Annotated in this window: 19 protein-coding genes; 5 read left to right on the forward strand and 14 right to left on the reverse strand. The window is 38.8% G+C overall.

Annotation, left to right across the window (positions count from 1 at the left end; translation table 11 throughout):
• Positions 1-20: 20 nt before the first annotated feature.
• From ACT2CV_RS05240 to ACT2CV_RS05250, 3 genes are read right to left on the reverse strand one after another with little or no spacing between them, the layout of a single operon-like run.
• Positions 21-1,673, reverse strand: a complete 1,653-nt coding sequence (locus ACT2CV_RS05240; protein WP_464973221.1) for an HsdM family class I SAM-dependent methyltransferase — start codon at positions 1,671-1,673, stop codon at positions 21-23.
• 2 nt (positions 1,674-1,675) lie between these two features.
• Positions 1,676-3,550: a Fic family protein gene (locus ACT2CV_RS05245; RefSeq protein ID WP_464973220.1), complete on the reverse strand. Its 1,875-nt coding sequence runs from the start codon at positions 3,548-3,550 to the stop codon at positions 1,676-1,678.
• A 1-nt stretch (position 3,551) separates the two neighbouring features.
• On the reverse strand, positions 3,552-6,686 hold the full coding sequence (locus tag ACT2CV_RS05250; RefSeq protein ID WP_464973219.1) for a type I restriction endonuclease subunit R: 3,135 nt from the start codon (positions 6,684-6,686) through the stop codon (positions 3,552-3,554).
• Positions 6,687-7,440: 754 nt separating this feature from the next.
• Between ACT2CV_RS05250 and tkt the strand changes: the two genes are divergently transcribed.
• The 5 genes from tkt to ruvX all read left to right on the forward strand — a co-directional run bounded on the left by tkt (position 7,441) and on the right by ruvX (position 11,634).
• Positions 7,441-9,447, forward strand: coding sequence for a transketolase (gene tkt, locus ACT2CV_RS05255; RefSeq protein ID WP_464973218.1), 2,007 nt, complete (start codon positions 7,441-7,443; stop codon positions 9,445-9,447).
• A gap of 83 nt (positions 9,448-9,530) precedes the next feature.
• Positions 9,531-10,187: a class I SAM-dependent methyltransferase gene (locus ACT2CV_RS05260; protein WP_464973217.1), complete on the forward strand. Its 657-nt coding sequence runs from the start codon at positions 9,531-9,533 to the stop codon at positions 10,185-10,187.
• A gap of 2 nt (positions 10,188-10,189) precedes the next feature.
• The gene (locus ACT2CV_RS05265; protein ID WP_464973216.1) at positions 10,190-10,660 is read left to right on the forward strand and encodes a low molecular weight protein-tyrosine-phosphatase; all 471 of its coding nucleotides are present in this window, start codon (positions 10,190-10,192) and stop codon (positions 10,658-10,660) included.
• The gene (locus ACT2CV_RS05270) at positions 10,661-11,218 is read left to right on the forward strand and encodes a YqgE/AlgH family protein (RefSeq protein ID WP_464973215.1); all 558 of its coding nucleotides are present in this window, start codon (positions 10,661-10,663) and stop codon (positions 11,216-11,218) included.
• Positions 11,218-11,634 carry a Holliday junction resolvase RuvX gene (gene ruvX / locus ACT2CV_RS05275; RefSeq protein WP_464973214.1) on the forward strand — a complete coding sequence of 139 codons (417 nt, stop codon included), beginning with the start codon at positions 11,218-11,220 and terminating at the stop codon, positions 11,632-11,634. The genes ACT2CV_RS05270 and ruvX overlap by 1 nt, the downstream gene beginning before the upstream one ends.
• A gap of 41 nt (positions 11,635-11,675) precedes the next feature.
• Here ruvX and ACT2CV_RS05280 read toward each other — a convergent pair whose 3' ends face one another.
• From ACT2CV_RS05280 to uspA, 11 genes are all read right to left on the reverse strand, one after another.
• A complete protein-coding gene (locus ACT2CV_RS05280; protein WP_464973213.1) occupies positions 11,676-13,688 on the reverse strand; it encodes a TonB-dependent receptor plug domain-containing protein in 2,013 nt (670 codons plus the stop codon).
• Positions 13,689-13,832: 144 nt separating this feature from the next.
• On the reverse strand, positions 13,833-14,309 hold the full coding sequence (locus ACT2CV_RS05285; RefSeq protein ID WP_464973212.1) for a hypothetical protein: 477 nt from the start codon (positions 14,307-14,309) through the stop codon (positions 13,833-13,835).
• 16 nt (positions 14,310-14,325) lie between these two features.
• A complete protein-coding gene (gene modD, locus ACT2CV_RS05290; RefSeq protein WP_464973211.1) occupies positions 14,326-15,168 on the reverse strand; it encodes a ModD protein in 843 nt (280 codons plus the stop codon).
• A gap of 9 nt (positions 15,169-15,177) precedes the next feature.
• Entirely contained in the window at positions 15,178-15,795 is a 618-nt protein-coding gene (locus ACT2CV_RS05295; RefSeq protein ID WP_464973210.1) for an ATP-binding cassette domain-containing protein, read from the reverse strand.
• Position 15,796: 1 nt separating this feature from the next.
• Positions 15,797-16,594, reverse strand: a complete 798-nt coding sequence (locus ACT2CV_RS05300; RefSeq protein WP_464973209.1) for an ABC transporter permease — start codon at positions 16,592-16,594, stop codon at positions 15,797-15,799.
• A complete protein-coding gene (gene modA / locus ACT2CV_RS05305; RefSeq protein WP_464973208.1) occupies positions 16,569-17,315 on the reverse strand; it encodes a molybdate ABC transporter substrate-binding protein in 747 nt (248 codons plus the stop codon). Before modA ends, ACT2CV_RS05300 begins: the two co-directional genes overlap by 26 nt.
• Positions 17,316-17,348: 33 nt before the next feature.
• Positions 17,349-18,155 (reverse strand): class I SAM-dependent methyltransferase, encoded by an 807-nt coding sequence (locus tag ACT2CV_RS05310; RefSeq protein ID WP_464973207.1) that lies wholly within the window; start codon positions 18,153-18,155, stop codon positions 17,349-17,351.
• 9 nt (positions 18,156-18,164) lie between these two features.
• Positions 18,165-18,911 carry an ABC transporter ATP-binding protein gene (locus ACT2CV_RS05315; RefSeq protein WP_464973206.1) on the reverse strand — a complete coding sequence of 249 codons (747 nt, stop codon included), beginning with the start codon at positions 18,909-18,911 and terminating at the stop codon, positions 18,165-18,167.
• Entirely contained in the window at positions 18,908-19,891 is a 984-nt protein-coding gene (locus ACT2CV_RS05320; RefSeq protein ID WP_464974050.1) for a FecCD family ABC transporter permease, read from the reverse strand. The genes ACT2CV_RS05315 and ACT2CV_RS05320 overlap by 4 nt, the downstream gene beginning before the upstream one ends.
• Positions 19,892-19,912: 21 nt before the next feature.
• Entirely contained in the window at positions 19,913-20,944 is a 1,032-nt protein-coding gene (locus ACT2CV_RS05325; RefSeq protein ID WP_464973204.1) for an ABC transporter substrate-binding protein, read from the reverse strand.
• A gap of 165 nt (positions 20,945-21,109) precedes the next feature.
• Positions 21,110-21,535, reverse strand: coding sequence for a universal stress protein UspA (gene uspA / locus ACT2CV_RS05330; protein WP_464973203.1), 426 nt, complete (start codon positions 21,533-21,535; stop codon positions 21,110-21,112).
• Between the last annotated feature and the right edge of the window lie 89 nt (positions 21,536-21,624).

Here is a 21,624-nt window from a genome sequence, read left to right on the forward strand (position 1 = left end):
GGCTAAAGCCCATCCTACCCTTAATTTCTCACCTTTTGATCGTTAAATTTCAACGTCGCCATTTGCTGCTGAATTTGGCTTTCTAGTTCCTTGCTCTCGGCAAAAAGTGCGGTGAGATTTTGCTGAAAATCTGCCATTTTCTGTTCAAATTCGGCGGCGGTGATGTCGATATGATCGATTTTTACATCAAAATATTGTCCAGCAGACAGGCTGTGATTTTTGGCTTCAATGTCCGCATAAGACACCACCACAGAAAAATTCTCTTCCGCTTTTTTCTGATTGAACACCTCAATAATGCGTTGTTCTTCTTCGCTCGAGAGCACCGTTTTTTGGTTCTTACCCTCTTTGATTTTTTCGCCCAAATTGCTCGCATCAATTAGTACCACGTCCTCTTTGTTGGTGCGGTCGAGAAAGAGAATAGAAACATTCGTACCTGTGGTGGCAAAAATATTCGATGGCATTGACACCACACCCGCCAGCATTTTTTCCTTCACTAAATACTCACGGATTTTTTTATCAATGCCCGATTGTGCGGTAATAAAGCCCGTTGGCAACACCACCGCTGCTTTGCCATTAGCTTTGAGTGAGTAAATAATGTGCTGAATGAACAGCTGATAAATCGCCATTCCCTCTTTTTTGGCTTTCGGCACATTTGGTACACCAGCGAAAAAACGGGTTTTGTGGGCGGTGGCGGCTAATTCCTCTCGTAGGTCACTGAAATCCATTTTGAACGGTGGGTTGGAAACGATGTAATCAAATTGGCGGAGTTGATCGCCCAATTTGTGGTACGGGTGCGTCATTGTGTTGCCCTGCACCACGTTGGGAATACTGGCGACAAGATTGTTTAAAATCAGGTTTAATCGCAGCAAATTCGACGATTTTTGCGAAATATCTTGGGTATAAATGGTACATTTTTCTTCGCCAATCGCGTGAGCAATGTTCATCAACAAGGTGCCAGAGCCCGCCGACGGGTCGTAACAGCTCACATTCTTCAACTGCCCACGCACATTTTCAGGCACAAGAATTGCTGCCATAATGCGAGCCACGGCGTGCGGGGTGTAATATTCCGCATATTTTCCGCCCGAATTGGTGTTGTAATCTTTGATCAGATACTCAAAAATCGTGGCGTAAAAATCAAATTTCTGCTTGAAAATATGCTCAAAACTAAATTCCACCAATTTGTTGATCACCGCACGGCAAAACGCATCTCGCTTCGACGGATCGGCGATATATTGGCTGACTCGATCAAATAAATTGATTTTCGCCCCTCCTTCAGTTTTCACTGAGAAAATATCCGAATTTTGGTTGGCGATGTCTATTAAAGTTTCATCAAACAAATTGGAAAAGTTGGCAATATTTGATTGGTTGAATAAATGGCTAATAAATTGATTTGGTTGCAAAATAGCGGTATCTCCGTTCATTTGCATAGTTAAAAACTCGAAATCGTTGACAGGCATTTCACTCAACGCCAGCTCCCAGCTGTCAGATTCAGTCAATGACGGCTCAATTTGTTTGATTTCAAAGGCAAATTTATCATTGAGAAATTTATACAAAAACACTTGGGTGATGATTTTAAATTCATTGCCATCATTCCCCAGCCCATAATTCGCACAAATGGCTTTTAAGCTATCGATCAGCTCTTTTGTTTTTTGTTGAAAATGTTGTTCGGTCATTTTTATTTGCCTGTTGTTAAATGTTGTTTACCTTTTGGGGTTAAGCGATATTTTTGGTTAGGGCTCGTTGTTTTATTAGGAATCGTCATTTCTATTATCCCTTGTGTCAATGCAGGTGCAATGTAGGTTTTCCGAATATGCTTTTTATCTGTGATAGATAAATCTTCACCTAATTGTACAATGCCTTTTTCATCATTTCCCAACACCTCTACTAATCTAGCTAGGGGGGTAACTAGGGGTGTAACTAGGGGGGGGATTTGTTCATTATCTTGGTCAGTGACTAAATTATGCGAGCCACTTGCCTCGACCAATCCCTGTTGATTAAAGGCTTCATCGTGGTTTATTGTGGTATTTGTCAGAGCATAATCAGAATTTGATTTCATTCTGATTTGCTCCGCTAACAAGTAAATCCGATCTTGGCGTTTTTTACCTACCACTGTTAAAAAACCTTTCTCTTTTAACTGGGATAAAGCAAGGGTAATAGCACGCCCAGTATATTGTGGAATACCATCTGCAATTTGTTTGTGGCTGGCTTGTTGTCCATTTACCGCAATAAATAGCAAACAATCTTTCGGTACAGTTTTTAATTTGGTAAAAGTTGTACCGAAATAAGCGGTCATTTTTTCTGTCCAACTTGCAATTTCGCCATCGTGGAACGTGAGCGTAAGTTTTGTGTAATCAATTTGGCTTTCTAATTTAGGTGGCGTGAAATAACGTCCTTGCCAATGCTCGAAAATATCTCGTACACCTTGTCCTTGGCGTTCACAAAGTCCCACTCGACGCAAGATATTATGCAAGGTACCATTACGACATTCCGAACGATTGCCCAAAATAGCCTGTTTTATCTCCACCAACATTACCCCTGCATTTTCAAAACTGATTTGATTTTGAGTTTTTACAATTTTTAAATGTCGCACATCATTAAAATAATCAGCGTGAGCAATGGCATTGACTAAGGCTTCTCGCAAGGCATCAGTAATTTCATTTTCTTCCGTGCGAGTGAGATTATCCAATTTAAAATGGCTATCTTTACCCAGAGCGGTAATCAAAGGCGAGACTTTAAGATAAAATTCAAAAAGATTGCCATCATCAAGATCAAAATCGGTAATGCGTAAATCATAGCGGTCGTTTTTGTCGCTTTTTTCGTAATACTCAAAGAAAAAATGCTTCAAAACCGATTTAATTACATTACCTTTACCAAATAAGAGCAACCCTGCATAGGTAATCCCTGATTGATTGTTTGACAGGTCGTAACCAAATACGCCAATTCTTTCTATCAAATCTTGATCGGAAAGCGTTAAAAGTGGTGAATTTGAATTATGTGCTTTCAATAAATTTCGATATTTATTCAGTGTACCTAAATTGAGATGTTCTAAAGTTGCAAAAGGTAAAATCCGCCCATCTTCATCTTTTTTGGAATAGCTAGAAAGAAAAGAACGTAATTCACTGTCCGTTAATTTATGATCGCCAGTATTTAAACGAATGTAAGAGAGTCGATAATCTTGATTTAAATGCACGGGGCGTTCATTGATTTCTGCTGGGCGAACATAGGTGGCGATGATCTGCTTTCCCTGAATATCAAGCACTCTCACCTCATCATCATTGAGCAATGCCACACTGACTTTTTGGCTACGAGATTGCGAAAAAATAAGATCTTTAATTTGTTCCGCCTTGTTTACTCCCGAAATCTCAAATTTATTTGGTTCTTTCTCACTAACCCCTAACAGAATAAAACCGCCCGATTGATTAGCGAAAGCAGAATAACTTTCCCAAAAAGATTTTGGCAGATCATTTTTGGCTGCTTTATATTCCACTCCGATTTCTGCTTGCAAATCGCCAGAAAGTAGCATTTGTTCAATATCATTCCAATTTTTCATACTACACTCCCACATACTCACTGACGATCATTTTATTCAAACTCATTAAGGCTTTGTTATCGAGTGGGAGGTGGAAATCACTTTTGAGTTTTGCGACTGAACGTAAGCTTTCTTTTTCAAAATAACTTGGGGCATTTTGGATTAAATCCCCTTGATTTAGCACAAATTGGTCGTTGCTGAATTTAATACGTTGCAAGCCTTGCATAAAATCGCTGCGGTTTTGTTGCAAACCTAAATCTTGTACGCCTCGTTTAAAAATGCGGACAAATTTTGCATCGCCTGCAAATTTTAGCGACAAGCGGTCATTTTCGGCATTTAATTTACCCACTTGATTCTCTAGTTCAGCAAACGCCTTGATGTGAGTTTCCATTTCCGCTTGATTGACGGATTGTACATTGCGGTTTTCAAATAGACGTTTTAACTCATCGAGCAAGCGGACAAATTCAGGATCTTTTTGGTCAATGTTGCGAGCGAAGGCTTCACGGGTTTTCCGCATTTGTTCTTGCAAGCTATCGGCTAATTTTAATTCTGCTTCGCTTTTTTTATGAAAAGTGAAATAAATATTTTCCAAGGCTTCATTTAGAACGCCTTGTAAATCGCCAATGTCCACACGTTCTTGGATATTCACTTGGAATAAGCGATCTAATACTTGGCGATAAAGCAAGTTGTATTGTGCAAAATCAAGGTGCTCTAATCCTGCTTTTTCGTCCACCTTGAGCTGATTATACAAACTTCTTGCCAATTCCAACGTACGTTTGAGTTCGAGCAATTTTTGCTTGTCGCTAATTTCATCTAGTTGCTGGCGGAAAATTTCGGCATTTTCCGTTTCAAAATCAAATAGTACGTTTTTGATATGAGCAATGTCTTGGTCAATTTCCTCCTGTGATTTGAAAAGCTGGGAATAATGCTCAGCTTCATCACCTAGTTCTTGTTGTAATTCGGCTTGATAAGCCGCGTTGGTTTTATCAAATTCTGCTTGAATATCAGCAAAATCGACAACATAGCCAAATTCATAATCCTTATAAGTACGGTTCACTCTAGTCAGCGCTTGCAGCAAGTTATGTTCTTTGATCACTCGCCCTAAGTAGAGCTTTTTCAGATGTTTTGCGTCAAAACCTGTGAGCAACATATTGTACACGAAGAGCAAATCAGTCTTACCTGCTTTATAGTCATCTACAAGATCTTTACGATAGGTTTTGTCACCCTCATCAGACAAAATCAAACTGGCTGATTTCACTGTGCGTTTAGTAGGCTGATAAATTGCCGCTGGCTCAGCAATCTTGGGAAATTCATCAAAGAAATGAGGATCATTTTCAGCAAATTTTTCACGGTAAGCGGTAAGATCTTGTGGATTTTCTGCATATTTTTGGTTGAACAGAAAGTGCATCATACGGGCTTGATCGCTACTATCGCAAATCACCATCGCTCCAAGGGAATTATCGGCTTTTTGTCGTCTAAATGTTTCAAAATCTTGCACAATATAATCTAGCATCGGCTCTACAAAACGACGGCGACTGGTAACTTCTCGGCCTTTAATGATACCTTGCTGAATTTGTAAATCCGCCAAAATTTGGCTTAGCTCTGCTTTGTAATTACTTTCGATTTCTTCACGAATTAGACGCAGTGTGTAACCATCAGCAATAGATTGATTGTAGTAATATTTGTGAATGTAATCGCCAAAAATCGCTGTTGAGCCGACTCGGTTTTTACCACCTCCGAGCAGTGGCGTGCCAGTTAAGCCAATATGCACCGCACTTGGATCAGCTTGAATGAGACTTGCTAAAAATTGGCTAACTATTTGAGCTTGATTGCCAAAACTACGGTGTGCTTCATCAATAAAAAAGACACGCTGTACACTGATGTCGTAATCAGGGATAAATTCCGCCACATTCGCATTTTGGAATTTTTGGATATTGACTACCGTGATTTCAGGATTACCGCTATGACTGCTCAAAGCAGAGGCTTTTCGCATTTCTTGTGCAAATTCTTCACGGCTGTTAATACTATTGACTTGCAAGCCTCGATGACTAAATTCAGACATTGCTTGATTGCGTAGATCTAGCCTGTCCACAATAAAATAGAATTTAGGAATAATCTGTTGTCGTTGGTAAAAATCCGTGAGTACTCTTACATTGTAATATGCCAGGGCGGTTTTTCCGCTGCCTTGTGTGTGCCAAATAATACCCTTCTTTTTACCCGCGTCTAAATGGCGAGTAATCGCTCTCGTCGCAAACAGTTGTGGATAACGCATAATGTGCTTTTCTAGTCCACTTTGCTCTGTCACATACGCAATGCCATATTTCAATAAAAATAGAAGGCGATCTTTCTTCAACAATGCGGTACAAAGACGATGGGTAGGGGAATTAGGATCAAGATTGGTGCAAAATTCCTTATCGTTTTTCAACATTGGCTCATTAAAATCGAGCAAAATGCGGTTTAACTCTGCCTCTGGCAGATCGGCAAGATGTTCATTTAATTTCACCGCTTGTTCTTCGGCAATTTCTCCATCGTCACGGAAATAATTGAACTGCACGCCGTGAAAACCAGTGGTGGCATAAAATGCCCCTTGGGTTTTATGACGATCAGCAGTTTGATATTCCTGATTATTGGAAAAAATCATCAATTGGGTGACATTGATGTAAGGACGAAAAGCCGGCTTTTTACAGCGATATTGCATACGCTCAAATTCCGACTGCAACCCATTTGGGGCATTTGGTCTTTTCACTTCCAAAAATACTAACGGCAAACCGTTAATGAGAAGAGTAATATCGGGACGGAAATGGTCGCCATCTTTATCCCCACAAGTGAGTTCAGCAACCACATGAAATTGGTTATTCTCAATACAATCAAAATCAATAAGACGAGCACCACCTGTTTGCAGTAAACGCTCATAAAATGCTTGTCCTAAATCTTCATTTTTGAGCAATATCGCCACATCTTTTAGCTCCCGTTCAACTTCAAGAGCGGTGAGATTTGGGTTAATTTTTGCAACCGCCGATTTGAAAAGTTCTCCAAAAATATTCGTATTTATATCCCATTTCGCACTTTTCAGAGAAAGGTATTGATACCCTAAACGCACCAAATGTGCTACTGCGGGAATTTGAACTCTGGTTTTTTCATTATAGCGAGCCGTCATTACAATTTTCCTGTATTACTTAAATTGAGTATATATATTACATTAATTTCGGATTTCTTCAGTATATAAAAAGCGGGTACTTAATTTTACTAAACATTATGTTACAACACCACGCTGAAATTGATTGGAACAAGATAAAGCCACCTTTATATAATGTGGCTTTTTACAGAGTTGATGGAGGTTAGAATTTATATTCTAGTTTACCTGAAATGTTGGTTTGTTTTAATTTCGCTCGGATCACTGCATGTTTATGTCTAGCTTGAATACCCAAAGTCAACCCAGGTAAGCTGTTTTTTTGAGTAAAGTTGTTTTTTTCATAGACACTCACCTAAATGGAAGAAAGTTAATATTCGGCTATATAAATGGTAGTAACACTCCAAAAAATGCAATAAAGAAATTTGAGCTTTGAGAAGTAGATCACATAACATTTTATTATCCATATGATCTAAAAAGATTTTATTTATTTGCTCGATGAGAAATGCATTGTTATTGGAGTAAAACCCCATTCATTTCCATAATGAATAAAAAATATCTTTTTATTATTGGAAAGTAATAATGATGTTAAAAACCATATGACACTTAAAAGATTATTATTTTGGTCATCAATCCCTAAAAATATTTAACGTGATCTCGATCACATTTTTCCTTATCTATCCTGTTTTAAGGCTAAATTTATTGCCTTTTATCGCGGAAAATCAGGTAAAATACGCTGCAATTTTATTTTATGTCGTTAATCGTATTTTAGGAGTCAATAATGGCAGATCAAAAACAACTAGCCAATGCAATTCGTTTTTTAAGTATGGATGCCGTACAAAAAGCTAAATCGGGCCACCCTGGTGCCCCTATGGGTATGGCTGATATTGCAGAGGTTTTATGGCGTGGTTTCTTAAAGCACAATCCAAACAATCCAAAATGGGCTGATCGCGACCGTTTTGTCTTATCCAATGGCCATGGCTCAATGCTGATTTATAGTTTGTTACATTTAACAGGCTATGACCTTTCTATCGAAGATTTAAAAAATTTCCGTCAATTACATTCTAAAACACCAGGTCACCCTGAATATGGTTATGCACCAGGTGTCGAAACCACAACAGGCCCATTAGGTCAGGGTATTACGAATGCGGTAGGTATGGCGATTGCAGAGAAAACCTTAGCAGCGCAATTTAACCGCGAAGGTCATGATATTGTTGATCACTTTACTTATGTATTCTTAGGTGATGGTTGTTTAATGGAAGGGGTTTCGCACGAAGCTTGTTCATTAGCGGGTACATTGGGCTTAGGTAAATTAATCGCATTCTATGATGACAACAATATTTCTATTGATGGTCATGTGGATGGTTGGTTTACAGACAATACCAAAGGTCGTTTTGAAGCTTATGGTTGGCAAGTAATTGATAATATTGATGGTCACAATGCAGAACAAATCGCTGCAGCAGTGAAACTAGCGCAAGCTGAAACTGAAAAACCAACGTTAATTGTTTGTAAAACCGTGATTGGTTATGGCTCACCAAATAAATGTGGCTCACATGACAGTCATGGTGCACCATTAGGCGATGACGAAATTGCATTAACCCGTAAAGCATTAAATTGGGAATATGCACCATTTGAAATTCCAGCAGATATTTATGCTGCTTGGGATGCAAAAGAAAAAGGTGCTACTTTAGAAAAAGCATGGGATGAGAAATTTGCTGCTTATGAAAAAGCCTATCCAGAATTAGCTGCTGAATTTAAACGTCGTTTAGCGGGCGAATTACCAGCTGATTGGGCACAGCAAAGCCAAGCGTTTGTTGAAAAATTACAAGCAAACCCAGCATCTATTGCGAGCCGTAAAGCATCACAAAATGCTATCGAAGCTTATGCAAAAGTGTTACCAGAATTCTTGGGTGGTTCAGCGGATTTAGCAGGTTCTAACTTAACCCTATGGTCTGGCTCAAAACCAATTCGTGCTACTGAAAATGTAGACGGTAACTACATCAACTATGGTGTACGTGAATTTGGTATGTCTGCGATTATGAACGGTATTGCATTGCATGGCGGTTTCATCCCTTATGGCGCAACATTCTTAATGTTCTATGAATATGCTCACAATGCAATTCGTATGGCAGCGTTAATGAAACAACGCGTGTTATTTGTTTATACGCACGATTCTATTGGCTTAGGTGAAGATGGTCCAACCCACCAACCAGTAGAGCAGACAGCTGCATTACGTTTAATTCCAAACTTAGATACATGGCGACCTGCAGACCAAGTTGAGTCTGCGATTGCATGGAAACAAGCAGTAGAACGCAAAGATGGTCCAAGTGCATTGATTTTCACTCGTCAAAACTTAGCACAAATGGACCGCACTTCTGAGCAGTTAGCTAATGTGGCTCGCGGTGGCTATGTATTACGTCATTGCTGTGAAAAACAAACTTGCCCAGATTTAATCCTTATCGCAACAGGTTCTGAAGTGGAATTAGCGATGAAAGCGGCAGAGGTATTAGACGCGGAAGGCGTAAAAGTACGCGTTGTATCTATGCCAAGTACCAATGTATTTGATAAACAAGATGCCGCATATCGTGATAGCGTATTACCACCTTCAGTAACTAAACGTGTCGCTATTGAAGCACAAAGTGCAGATTTCTGGTACAAATACGTTGGATTTGAAGGTCGCATTGTTGGTATGAATAGTTTTGGTGAATCAGCACCAGCTGATCAATTATTCAAACTTTTCGGCTTCACTGTTGAAAACGTGGTGGCAAAAGCGAAAGAAATTTTATAATGCTTTTATCCGCATAAAACTTTAAAATAATAGACCGCACTTTATCAGCAAAAGTGCGGTTTATTTTATAGGGGATCATTTATATGCCAGATACTGAAAAACGAGATAGTTCTCAAGAACAAGCACTAGATTATATTTTTTCTCAAGATTGGTTTAGTCACAACATTCCTTCTTTGCAAGCGGTAATCCATTTTGTAAAACCAACTCGTATTTTAGAAATTGGCTCATTTGAAGGAAGATCTACAGTATTTTTTGCCGAGGAAAGTCTTAAATATCAAGAACGAGTACAAATTCAATGTATTGATACTTGGTTAGGTGCGAGAGAGCATGTTGGTTTGGATATGCTTTCTGTTGAGCAGCGATTTTCGCATAATGCTAAATTAGTGACTAGTAAGCTTCCTAATATTGAAATCTTGGAGAGAAAAGGAACATCTCATCAAATGATGATCAATTTATTGGCTGAGGGTTATCATAATTATTTTGATTTTATTTATGTAGATGGATCACATGAAGCGCCCGATGTTTTGTTTGACGCATTATTAGCGCATCGTTTAGTAAGAGTTGGAGGCGTAATAGCATTTGATGATTATCTGTGGTCTCCAAATGCACCTGGTGAAGATGACCATTATTTACTCGTTAAACCCGCCGTTGATCATTATATTAATACTTATCAGCGTAAAGTTCAGGTTTTACAGGGGTTACCAGCTTATCAGCTTTATGCTCATAAATTAGCAGATTGATTATGAAAAAAATTAACATTCTATTTGTGTGTTTAGGGAATATTTGTCGCTCGCCTATGGCGGAATATCTTATGCGAGATAAGATAAGCAAAGCGGGTTTGTCGGATAAAATTGCAACGGACAGTGCGGGCACTTCTGGTGAACATGATGGCGAAGGCATGCATTGTGGTACCGCTGATGTGCTAGATCGTTTGAAAATTTACAGTAATGATTTTGTCAGCCGAAAAGTGCGGTCAAAAGATTGGCAGAATTTTGATTATATCGTGGCGATGGATAACCATAACTTGCGTGATTTGCAACGCTTATTTGGTCAACATGAAAAATTGTTTGCTATTGCAAGCCTGTGTCCAGAATTAGATTATGATCATATTCCAGATCCTTGGTTTACTCGACGTTTTGATGAAACCCATCGTTTACTGGATCAATGCTGTGATGCTTTATTAAATAAGATTAGACGAGAGCACAAAATATAAATGAATTTACAAAATCAATTGTTGATTGCAATGCCAAATATTGATGATGCCTATTTTGCACGTACGGTGATTTTTATTTGCGAACATAATGATAAAGGCACCATGGGTTTAGTATTGAATCAACCGACCGATCTTAGTATTGCTGAAATGGTAGCAAAATTGCATTTTATGATGGCAAATGATCGCCACTATCCAGAAGATTGTGTGCTTGCTGGTGGCCCCGTTAATATTGAGCGTGGTTTTATTTTGCATACGCATACTGAACAGCAATTTATGCACAGCTATCGTATTAGTGATCGGTTACAATTAACTACCTCTGCTGATATTATTGATACCTTTGGTACTGCACAGGCGCCAGAAAAATATCTAGTGGGATTAGGTTGTGCCAGCTGGGTACCAGATCAATTAGAGCGAGAAATCATGGAAAATGTTTGGTTGGTCATGCCTGCGGATGAACGTCTTATTTTTGATGTACCCTATGCACAACGTTGGGAAGAAGCACAAAAAATTCTGGGATTTGATGTACATCATTTAGCACATCAAGTGGGGTATTGCTAATGGCAATGACAGTGATCGCTTTTGATTTTGGTACCAAAAGTATCGGTTGTGCGGTTGGACAAAGTATTACAGGCACAGCACAAGCTTTACCTGCATTCAGAGCACAAGATGGTATTCCTAATTGGGATGCTATTGCAAAATTATTTCAACAATGGAAACCCGATTTATTGGTTGTGGGTTTACCATTAAATATGGATGGGACAGAACAAGATCTGACCTTACGCGCTAAAAAATTCGCTAATCGTTTACATGGACGTTTCGGCTTGCCAGTGGAATTACAAGATGAACGTTTAACCACTACAGAAGCACGAACAGAAATCTTTTCACGCGGCGGTTATAGGGCTTTAGAAAAAGGGAAAGTGGATAGCATATCAGCTTGTTTAATTTTAGAAAGTTGGTTTGAGAGCCAAGAATAAAAGAAGCCATTTAAATAATGGCTTCTTTGCTTTATTTTCAATTAGAATTTGTATTTCAAATTAGCGAAATACATTCTGCCTTCTTCTGGATAACCTTCCGTATAAGCATAATTTTTATCAAATAAGTTAGATACGCCAATATCAATATTGAAGTTGTTTGTCACTTTATAATTGAATTTCACATCAGTTACACCAAAGCCTGACAGTTTTTTGGCACCGTCTTTTGTAAGTGTATAGCGTCCTTTTTCCGCAGATTGACTGAGATAGAAAGAAAGTTCTGGCGTAATTGCCCAGTCTAAATAAGCGAAGAATTTGTGAGTTGGGATATCACGAATATGATCACCATTATTATTTTTGGCTTTAATATAAGTGTAGTTCGCCCCAACAGTTAGCTGATCATTAACAAAAGCAGTGATAGCTAATTCAAGTCCTTTATACACCTCTTTGCCTTGGTTTTGGTTCATGGTTTCATAAATAGTGCGTTTTTTCCCTTTCTTAATTTCTTGTTTTGAGTTACCAGTGTAAATTTCAGTAATTGCATCTTTCACTTCAGAGTAGAATAATGCACCTTCTAACCGCACTTTATCAGCAAAGGTACGGTAATAGCTCAATTCATAATGATTTGCACGCTCTGGTTTTAAGAATGGATTTGGAGTGCGATATTTCGATAGACTGCGAGAATAGCGGTCTTTCATGGTTGGAAAACGGGTTTTGTGGGCCGCACTTATGCTTAATTCATCATTTGAGTCAAATTTATGGCTTAATTTGATTTGATAGTTAAAGGCATTTTTATCTGCGACTTGATAATCATATATGCCTTTGACATCGGATTGGTAACTTTGCGCTTTAAGTGCTTCACGACGATCGAAGCTCACCCCAGTGATTAATTTTGTGCTGTCGTTAAAAGCGTAGGTATTTTCTAGCCCCAAACTATAGGTTCGGTCTTGGCTACGCGCCTCAGGTTGACCATCATCATGGTCCTTATGCTGATCAAATTTATAAAGTGCGGTTAATTTTAAACTATTTTTATCAGTGACTTTGGCGCCAAATTCAAACCCTGCACCGTAGGAATAGTCTCGATAATGGCTATTAAATGTACTTTTCGCTTTTTGTGTTGATAGGGTTTCATCATCATAAGCGGATAGGTCATTTTTGAACGTATCAAAGAATAGTTTGCCATTGAAATAGAAGCGATTTTGATTAAATTCAGTATGGGAAAGGAAATAGATACTGTCTTTGTTCCATGTTGGCCAAATCCAATATTTATGCACTGCATCTGCATTATCACCTGCGTAGAAAGGTTGCTGTTTATAACCTTTCTGTGTTGTCAATGACAGGCTGTATTCATCAGTATTATTTGGGGTGTAAGCAAGTTTCAAACTCAGTTTTTTGTCTTCATTACGCGAGTTTTCAGCACGATTTCCATCTTCATCAGAATGGACACTTGGTTGATAATGTTTAGAAAGTTGTAATCCTTGTTTATTTAGTAGATTACCGCTTAGTTGAATATAGTATTTTTCTTGTTTCGTACCCAAATTAAAATAAAGATTGTGGCTTGCGGTTTTGTTATTACGCCCGGTTTGGAATTGGTAGCCCAGAGTACCTTCCAGTTCTTTCGTTGGTTTTTGTGTCACTAAGTTAATTGCTCCACCGAGTGCATTGGGTCCGTACAAAATTGAGCTAGAGCCTTTTGCTACGGTGATTTGTGAGAGATCAAGATGCGTGAAACGCCCCAAATCCATATTGCCATCATAAGGAACATAAACAGGAATGCCATCAATTAGTACAGGAACACGACGGGCGTCAAATCCACGCACCAACATATTTTGCTCTGCGCGTCCCCCTTTGCGCTCAAAATAGACGCCTGGTAATAATTTGGCGCTTTGTGCAATATTATTGATTTGCAGTTTTTGTAATTGTTCTTGTTCCACCGTATTGTTCATTAGCTGGCTTTCACTTGCGATAACTTCAATTTGTCCAAGTTGAAAAACATTGTCAGCATAGGCAGTGCCACAGGCGAGTGAAATAAGCGTACAGATGAGTGTTTTTTTCATAACTATCTCCTTGTGAGTATTGAGTTTATAAAGTTCATTATAAAAATATTTATATAATGCATGTTAAAAAATAAGGCTAAAAGCAGATTAATGTGATTTTTATCAGCAAGTTAGCCTAAAATTCACTGAAAAATGACCGCACTTTTATCCACAACGACGGTTAGAGGGGAACCTTAATTGCAGAATAATGGTAATTGCAGAAAATAATTTTTCATCATTGTCACCAACAAGATGGCGTAAAGGCTGATTGGATGGCAAATATGGCACTTTACCTTGTACAAGCGCTTGTTGTATTTGTGTAAGAGGTAGTTGTAATACCGTCGAAATCTCCTCTAAGGTTAAGGGTTCAAAAGTCATTAACAGGCGATCTAGGTTACAAAAAGAAGGGTAAGGATTGCCAAAATAGAGATCCTGAAATTGCGTGACGAGTTTTAAGAATTTCTTTCTTCTGTGCACAAAGTGGATGATTGCTAAGAGTATCAACACAAGCCCACAGCTGATATGAGCATATAATATCAACGGGCTAGCTAGGCCAAAATACAGGGATAAGCCAGATATACTTGCCAATAAAATGCAGCACAGTAAGAACACAATAAGAAAGAGTTTTGCGGTAATTGCCATATGAGATTCCTCTTATCTAACATTTTTCAATAATAACTTTTATATCTTCAGGCTGGGCATAATAAGGTGCGGATGTAATGAGCAAATTGACGCCTAATTTTGCGTAATCCTGCACATTATTTTTGTTAATACCACCTGCAATAGACAACGTAATATTGGGGTAGGCGCTAGCCAATTCCAACGCTACTTTAGCTTGCATTGGTGTGGCTTTATCGAGCTGAATAATATCGGGTCCTGCGCGAAGCATTTGCTCGAATTGAGTTAAATTGTCTGCTTCTAAAGTGATTTTATTTTCGGGCGCTTCTGCACGTAATGTGGCGACTAATTTTTTGTAATCTTCGGGATTTTCACATAGGTTACGGTGATTGGTGAAAACTAATAGCGTTTCACTTAACCCTTGGCGATGAATATGCCCACCACCTGCTAACACTGCGGCAGTCGCGAGTTTTCTAGTGTAAGGGATGCTTTTTCTTGTACAGGCGATAATTGCGGCAGGGTTGACGGCTTGTGCAGCTTTTACCATTTCTGCAGTATATTGCGCTACACCAGAGCTCCATTCCAACACTAATTGAATGACTTTCCAAGCTTGATGAAGTTTAGCGGCATTGCCTTGTGCGGAGATAATCGGCTGGCCAGAATTCAGAAAGTCGCCATCTTTAGCATATAAGTGCGGTGTAATTTCCAGCTTTTTTAATAATTGTTCTGCCACTGCGACACCAGCGACTACACCCGCATTTTTACGTTTAAAGCAAATTTGAGCGAACTCTGTTGCAATACCTAAAGCCCTCGTTGTTAAATCACCACGATAGCAATCCTCTAATAATAATTCATCCAATTCTTGCTGAGAGAAGTAAATCATATCGGCTCCTTATATTATTTTTCCTTGGTTGAGGTGGATACAACGATTGGCTAAGAAGTTGGCTTCTTTGGGTTCATGAGTGACTAAGATCGTTGTTATTTTAAATTCTGTGATCAATTGTTTAACTGTATGCCATAAAGATTGTTTAGTTTCCCAATCTAATGTAGAGGAGGGCTCATCTAATAGTAAAATATTGGGTTGCTTGATTAAGACCCTTGCTAGTGCTGCACGTTGTTGTTCTCCACCAGATATTTCTGTTGGATAACGATGAATTAAATGATCTATTTTTAATTTCTCTAATAAAAAATACTGTTTTTCAATGGCATTATCGGTTTTGGTCTTATTGGTTGATTGAGCTAATGTCAGGTTACCGCCGACAGTCAGATGTGGAAACAAATACAAATTTTGATTTAAGTATCGACAATTTCGTTTCCATGGTGGTAATGAATCAATAGATTTGCCATTTAATAGAATTTGACCTTGATAATGGATATAGCCTGCGATGGCATTGAGTAATGTACTTTTCCCACTGCCTGATGGACCTAAAATCGCAACAACTTCTCCTGACGATAGGGTTAAATGTATCTGTTGTAGTATGCCGGTTTGTAGTTGATGGATCTGCAACATATTAAACGCCTTTATTCAGTGAACGAAGCAGGAACAATAAGCAAGCCGAAATTAATAATAGCCAGAGTGCAGCACCAATCGCTAATTCAAAATCTCCACTGGCAATATTCAAATAGACCGCCATTGGTAAGGTTTCTGTTTGAAATCTTGTTGCGCCTGCTAACATTAAGGTTGCACCAAACTCACCTATGGCTCTCGACCAAGCAAGTACAGCTCCGCATAATAAGGGTTTCCAACAGAGCGGTAATTCTACTTTCAGCAAACTTTGCCATGGGGATAAACCTAAATTATAAGCAGCCAAGCGGTAACCAATATCCATATTGTTAAAAATCCCTTTTGCATTACGTAGCATGATTGAGCTAGCAATATAGGTTTGGGCAATAACAATACCGACAGGGCTAAAAATCCACTGACTGATTGAAGGTAACCACTGGGCAGCAACCCCTTGAGCATTAAAAAATAGCAGTAAACTTAAACCTGTTACCAAAGGCGGCAACACCATAGGCAAGTCCAATAAGGTATCAATAAATTTTTGCCCGGGTAGTTTCATTTGTGTCATTACCCAGGCAGAAGGCAAAGCGATACAAATTGCCAAAATGAGCGAAACTAAAGAAGTTGCTAATGACATAAATAATGCAAAATAAAGTTCTTTTTCATTCAAAATTTGTTGAATGAAATGCCAATTTAGTTTGCTGACTAATGCCAATATAGATCCCACTACGACAATTAATAATAATCCGAGTGGGATTAATGCAATCGCTTGGCTTAGACTTTTATTGAAGCGGTAAGAAACCTTCATCAGTAAAGTATTTTATCCCTTGTGGTGATGCGAATAAGTTTAATAATTTTTCTGCTTCAGTAGGATTTTTACTTGAGTTTAGTAATGCAATCGCGACTTTTTCTTCTGGTGTTCCAGCTGGGCTTGGCAATATTGATAGTTTTTCTCTTTCGCGCCAAGCACCTGCACGACCCACAACAGCTGCGTCAACATCGCCATTTAGGAGATATAGCATTAATTGTTGAACAGTAGCGGCACGAACAACAATTTTTTGCTCTAATTGTTGTTGATATCCTGATAATGCAAGGATTTTTTCTGCTCCTTTACCCAATGCCATCGCTTTGCTATCGCCAATACCTAAGCGTAACTGGCTGTCGGCCAAAGCTTTAAAAGAATCAATGCCGTTTGCTTTATCTTTACGTATTGCCATTACAGGAATATGTAATACTAATGGCGCTGATTTGGTTACATTGCCTGTTTCTGCTAACTTTTTCACATAGTCATCAGAACCTGGTAAAAATAAATCGCCACTTTTTACACTGTTATAGCGTGCTAATAATTGTCCTGAGCCCGCATATTCAACAATAACTTTATTCCCCGTCTGTTGCTCAAATTGTTTTACAATTTTCTCAACGGGTTTCTTTAAACCGGCACCTGCATATAAATGTAATTCTGCAGCCTGTGAAGATAGTGCCACGCCGAATGTTAAAAGTGCGGTGAAAAATGAGGTTGTTTTTTTCATATTGTTCTCCTTAACGTTTGTGATAAATGGGTTTTATTTATGCCAACTTAAGAATGCCCAAGCGCGTTGAGTTGGGCGTAAATTCAGTTGTTGTTTATTTTGTTCAAAATAATCTTTTAATTTCTTGATTTCGGTTTCTGACAAATTGCTGCCAATTGACCATTTCACTGAATGAATGAAGTCTTGCAGAGTCAATTGTTCGGGATTAACCATGCCGCAGCCGTTATTAATAAAATCAACGCTGACACGATAACCTTGTTGATACAGCATGTTGACAGCATAAATGTAATTAGGAAAACCAACGCCATCTCTGCCGATATAGCGTAGGATTTCGCGATCAATAAAATCTTTATCGACCGTCATACTCATATAAACTGCGCGTTTTGCTTTGGCATTCAGTTTATTGAGTCCAGCTTGTAAATCGCCAATCATGGAAGAACGCGATGACACACAAACATCACATTCAGGAATGTCGTCCCAATGTTGTTCCCAAGAGCGTAAAATCGGCTTGACGTGATGAATTTGCATTTCTTCTGCACGTTGTTGTAATAAGTTCAGCATGCCTTGGCTGTAATCAAGAGCATAAACCTGTTGAAAATAAGGGGCGACAGATAATGCGATAGCACCGCCGCCACAACCCACATCTAATAAGGTTCCACCTTGTTGTAAATCCATGCGCGATAAAAAATCTTGCACATAATCGTTTTGTAAATCAAAACAGCTATGTTGCATTTTTTTCGCTTTTTCATCCCAGTCGGAGGGTTGTTTGGGTTCTCTGGTCGCTAATTGAATGTGGTTTCGATATAACTGTGCGAAATCAATGTCATGAATCGTTTGCATAAGAATTCCTTAAAGATTGAAATGTAGGTTTTTGGCTAACACTTGCGGTTCAATATCATAAATTTGGCTTAAATTTTGTAGCGTTAATGTTCGTGTTGGCTCACCATGGGATAAAATCTTGCCTTGATGAAATAACACGATGTCATCAGCATAATGGAACGCATGTTCTGGCTGATGTGTGGTGAAAATAATCGTTAGTCCTTGTTGCTTTAATTTTTTGATATGTTCGAGCACGCGAATTTGGTTGCCAAAATCAAGGTTAGAGGTTGGTTCATCCATAATTAAGCAAGTTGATTGTTGTGCTAATGCCCTGGCAATGAGCACTAATTGGCGTTCTCCTCCGCTTAATTCACTGTACATTTTGCAACGGAGATGATGTATATCAAGGGTGGTTAATGCTTGTAAGCTGATTTCGGTGTCCACTTTATTTGGCATTTGATACCAAGATAAATAGGCGGTGCGCCCCATTTTGACAATATCTTCCACTTTAAAAGCAAAGTTGCCCTGATGTGCTTGGGGAACATAAGCGATAAGGCGAGCAATATCTTTTATGGATAGACAAAAGTGCGGTGTATTTTTTAATAGAACTTTTCCTTCATGCAGTTTTAGTAACCCTAAAATGCTTTTGAGTAATGTGCTTTTACCACAACCATTTCCGCCTAATATGGCGGTGATTTTATTCTCTTCTAAATGCAAATTAAGATGTTGTGCAAGAGGGGACTGATAGCCAATTGCTACATTTTCTAATCGAATCATGAGCGCCCTTCCTTAATTAGTAAGCTTAAGAAGAAAGGTGCGCCGACGGAAGCGGTAATTACGCCGAGTGGTATTTCAATAGCAAAAGTGGAACGCGCAATGGTATCGGCTAACAGTAAAAAAGCGGAGCCTAAACATAAGCTGGTGGGTAATAAATAGCGGAAATCTGCACCAATCCAAAGGCGAGCAATGTGCGGAATAATTAAACCTACCCAACCAATTAATCCTGTGATGGATACGGTTGCGGAGGTCATTAGGGTGGCAGAGAAAATGAAAATCAATCTTGTGCGATGAGGATTAATGCCTAATGCGGTTGCCTCTTCATCATCTAAACTGAGTAAATTCATGCGCCAACGTAATAAAATCAATGGGATTAGACTGAGACAAACGAGCGGCGCAACAATTTGTAAATCCGCTAAATTTGCCATATTTAGTCCGCCCAATAACCAGAATGTAATAGAACTGAGTTGATTATAGGGATCGGAAAGAATTTTCAGTAAGGATATACCAGCGCCGAGTAAAGCGGAGATTGCTACGCCTGATAACACAAGTGAAAGGATAGATTGATAATTGCGTACCGTTCTAGCGATTAAATAGACGCTGGATACCGCAAGCAAGCCCCCTGTAAATGCCATAAATTGAATCATGATGAGTGGGAAATCTAAATAAATGGCGATTACTGCGCCTAATCCTGCACCTGAAGTAACACCCAAGATATCAGGTGAAACAAGTGGATTTTTGAACATGCCTTGATAAGTTGCGCCTGCGACGGAAAGTGCTGCACCTACAATCAGCGCCGTTAAGATACGCGGCAAACGAATATTCCATAAAACAATATCAATATTATTTTGAATATTGTTATTAAACAAATGGACAATGGAGGTTAAGAGCTGATCTGCATTAATCTCCATCTGCCCTGATATACTCGCTATTACGACGCTTATGATCAAAATAAGCGGCGGTAATACTAACCTGTACATTTAGCGCTTATCCTTTAGCTACTATCTTTTTAATTTGTTGAGTAATGCGCTAATTGCTTGCTCATCATAATCGTAGAATAAACGAAGAAATTGGCTGACTTCCTGCTCAAATTGCTGTTGTGGCAGTTTTTCTGGTGCAATTAAATGAGCAAGCCATAAACAACCTAGCAAGCGGTTAATACTTGGTGGTGCATCAAACCAACCAAATGGTTCATCTGGGGCGAGAAAAAATTGTTTATTTTTCACCGCACTTAATTTTTGCCATAGCGCTGATTCAGGCAAAAGTTGATAGAAATTTTTATCCTGTGTGAGAATAACCTCTGGTTGCCATAAGAATAATTGTTCCATTGATATGCGCGTGAGCAATTTTTCACCTGTCATGGACGCTACATTTTCTGCACCCACCCAATCTAAAACTTCAGTGTGAATGGAGCCTAATAAGCCAGTTTCTAATCCGTCCGCGCTTCGTCCTACATAAATGCGCGTTTTATGTCCTCCGGCAATATGATGAGTTAAATCTAAAATATGCTTAGCATGATCTGCTAATGCTTTGGCGCGTTCTTGTACGGAGAGTAACTCGCCTACTTGCAACAACTGTTGTGGCGTATCTTTTAAGCGACCAGCCACTAAAACATAAGGAATTTGGGTTTGTTGATACACTTTTTCGGCTGTTGAAAGATAGGTTTGGCTCACATCGCCCACATCAATAATGATATCTGGTGCAAGCGCGATCAATTTTTCCATTGGCAGTGTTGAAGCTTTGCCAGAAAAACGGCCAACATAAGGAATAGTGCGGATAGTATGAGATAAATGTTGCTTACGCGGATCTTTCATATCTGTTGCGCTACCCACTAATTTTTCAGGAGCTAGCGCCATTAATAATACATCGGACACTCTGCCAGCACTTAATATGCGTTGGACGGGTTTATTAAAAGATAGTTCCTGTTGTGGTGTAAACAACAGTTTCGTTTCTTCTGCCCATAATAATGATGGCAAAGTGAGAAGTATCGTGGCGAATAAGGTATTTTTTAAGAATGAACGACGATTAAACATAGTATGTCTCCAGTCAATAAAATTCATTATATATTAATGTATATAACCGATATGAAAAATCACTTTTTGCTGAAAATTTGATTTCGGTCACAAGAAAAGGACTAATTTTGATATAAACAAAAACACCGCAGCTTAAAAGTGCGGTGTTTTTTGACGAGGTTTTTGTTAATCACTTTGTAGTGGGACAACCAACATATCAATGGTAATGGTATTCATTAATTGACGGGTTGAAGACATTAATTTGCTCCAGAAATCATGGTGGTGGCCGGTAATTAATAAATCCACCTCATATTTTTCTATTGCATCTGCAAGGACTTGCCCTAAATCGCCACTGCCACTGAGTTTCTCTGCAATCGGATAGTTTGATTTCTCCGCAAGCTGCAATAATGCTTGCTGTGTTTCACTGGAAATGCGATCTTGCATAGAAGAAATATTGACATCAATTAATCCAGTGTAGAGATCGGAAAAATTGACATCTACATGAATAATGGATAATTTTGATTGATGACGCTCTGCAATGCCTGCTGCTTTTTTCAAGAGCTGTTGGCTTTCATCAGAAAGATCGACGGCAACTAATACATGTTTATACATAATTCGCTCCTTATTTTTCCGAGATAGATACATCCTCTTTATCCTATCATTGCTCTACGAGAAAAAACTTGCAGTTGATCACATTTTAC

Origin of the sequence: Reella acinonychis (assembly GCF_052384575.1) — a bacterium.
Taxonomy (GTDB): Bacteria; Pseudomonadota; Gammaproteobacteria; order Enterobacterales; family Pasteurellaceae; genus JBQSUQ01.

What these genes read in the sequence shown, in the direction of transcription:
- ACT2CV_RS05240 (WP_464973221.1), bottom strand. Translation starts at nt 1,673, where the DNA reads ATGACCGAACAACATTTTCAACAAAAAACAAAAGAGCTGATCGATAGC.
- ACT2CV_RS05245 (WP_464973220.1), bottom strand. Translation starts at nt 3,550, where the DNA reads ATGAAAAATTGGAATGATATTGAACAAATGCTACTTTCTGGCGATTTG.
- ACT2CV_RS05250 (WP_464973219.1), bottom strand. Translation starts at nt 6,686, where the DNA reads ATGACGGCTCGCTATAATGAAAAAACCAGAGTTCAAATTCCCGCAGTA.
- tkt (WP_464973218.1), top strand. Translation starts at nt 7,441, where the DNA reads ATGGCAGATCAAAAACAACTAGCCAATGCAATTCGTTTTTTAAGTATG.
- ACT2CV_RS05260 (WP_464973217.1), top strand. Translation starts at nt 9,531, where the DNA reads ATGCCAGATACTGAAAAACGAGATAGTTCTCAAGAACAAGCACTAGAT.
- ACT2CV_RS05265 (WP_464973216.1), top strand. Translation starts at nt 10,190, where the DNA reads ATGAAAAAAATTAACATTCTATTTGTGTGTTTAGGGAATATTTGTCGC.
- ACT2CV_RS05270 (WP_464973215.1), top strand. Translation starts at nt 10,661, where the DNA reads ATGAATTTACAAAATCAATTGTTGATTGCAATGCCAAATATTGATGAT.
- ruvX (WP_464973214.1), top strand. Translation starts at nt 11,218, where the DNA reads ATGGCAATGACAGTGATCGCTTTTGATTTTGGTACCAAAAGTATCGGT.
- ACT2CV_RS05280 (WP_464973213.1), bottom strand. Translation starts at nt 13,688, where the DNA reads ATGAAAAAAACACTCATCTGTACGCTTATTTCACTCGCCTGTGGCACT.
- ACT2CV_RS05285 (WP_464973212.1), bottom strand. Translation starts at nt 14,309, where the DNA reads ATGGCAATTACCGCAAAACTCTTTCTTATTGTGTTCTTACTGTGCTGC.
- modD (WP_464973211.1), bottom strand. Translation starts at nt 15,168, where the DNA reads ATGATTTACTTCTCTCAGCAAGAATTGGATGAATTATTATTAGAGGAT.
- ACT2CV_RS05295 (WP_464973210.1), bottom strand. Translation starts at nt 15,795, where the DNA reads ATGTTGCAGATCCATCAACTACAAACCGGCATACTACAACAGATACAT.
- ACT2CV_RS05300 (WP_464973209.1), bottom strand. Translation starts at nt 16,594, where the DNA reads ATGAAGGTTTCTTACCGCTTCAATAAAAGTCTAAGCCAAGCGATTGCA.
- modA (WP_464973208.1), bottom strand. Translation starts at nt 17,315, where the DNA reads ATGAAAAAAACAACCTCATTTTTCACCGCACTTTTAACATTCGGCGTG.
- ACT2CV_RS05310 (WP_464973207.1), bottom strand. Translation starts at nt 18,155, where the DNA reads ATGCAAACGATTCATGACATTGATTTCGCACAGTTATATCGAAACCAC.
- ACT2CV_RS05315 (WP_464973206.1), bottom strand. Translation starts at nt 18,911, where the DNA reads ATGATTCGATTAGAAAATGTAGCAATTGGCTATCAGTCCCCTCTTGCA.
- ACT2CV_RS05320 (WP_464974050.1), bottom strand. Translation starts at nt 19,891, where the DNA reads ATGTACAGGTTAGTATTACCGCCGCTTATTTTGATCATAAGCGTCGTA.
- ACT2CV_RS05325 (WP_464973204.1), bottom strand. Translation starts at nt 20,944, where the DNA reads ATGTTTAATCGTCGTTCATTCTTAAAAAATACCTTATTCGCCACGATA.
- uspA (WP_464973203.1), bottom strand. Translation starts at nt 21,535, where the DNA reads ATGTATAAACATGTATTAGTTGCCGTCGATCTTTCTGATGAAAGCCAA.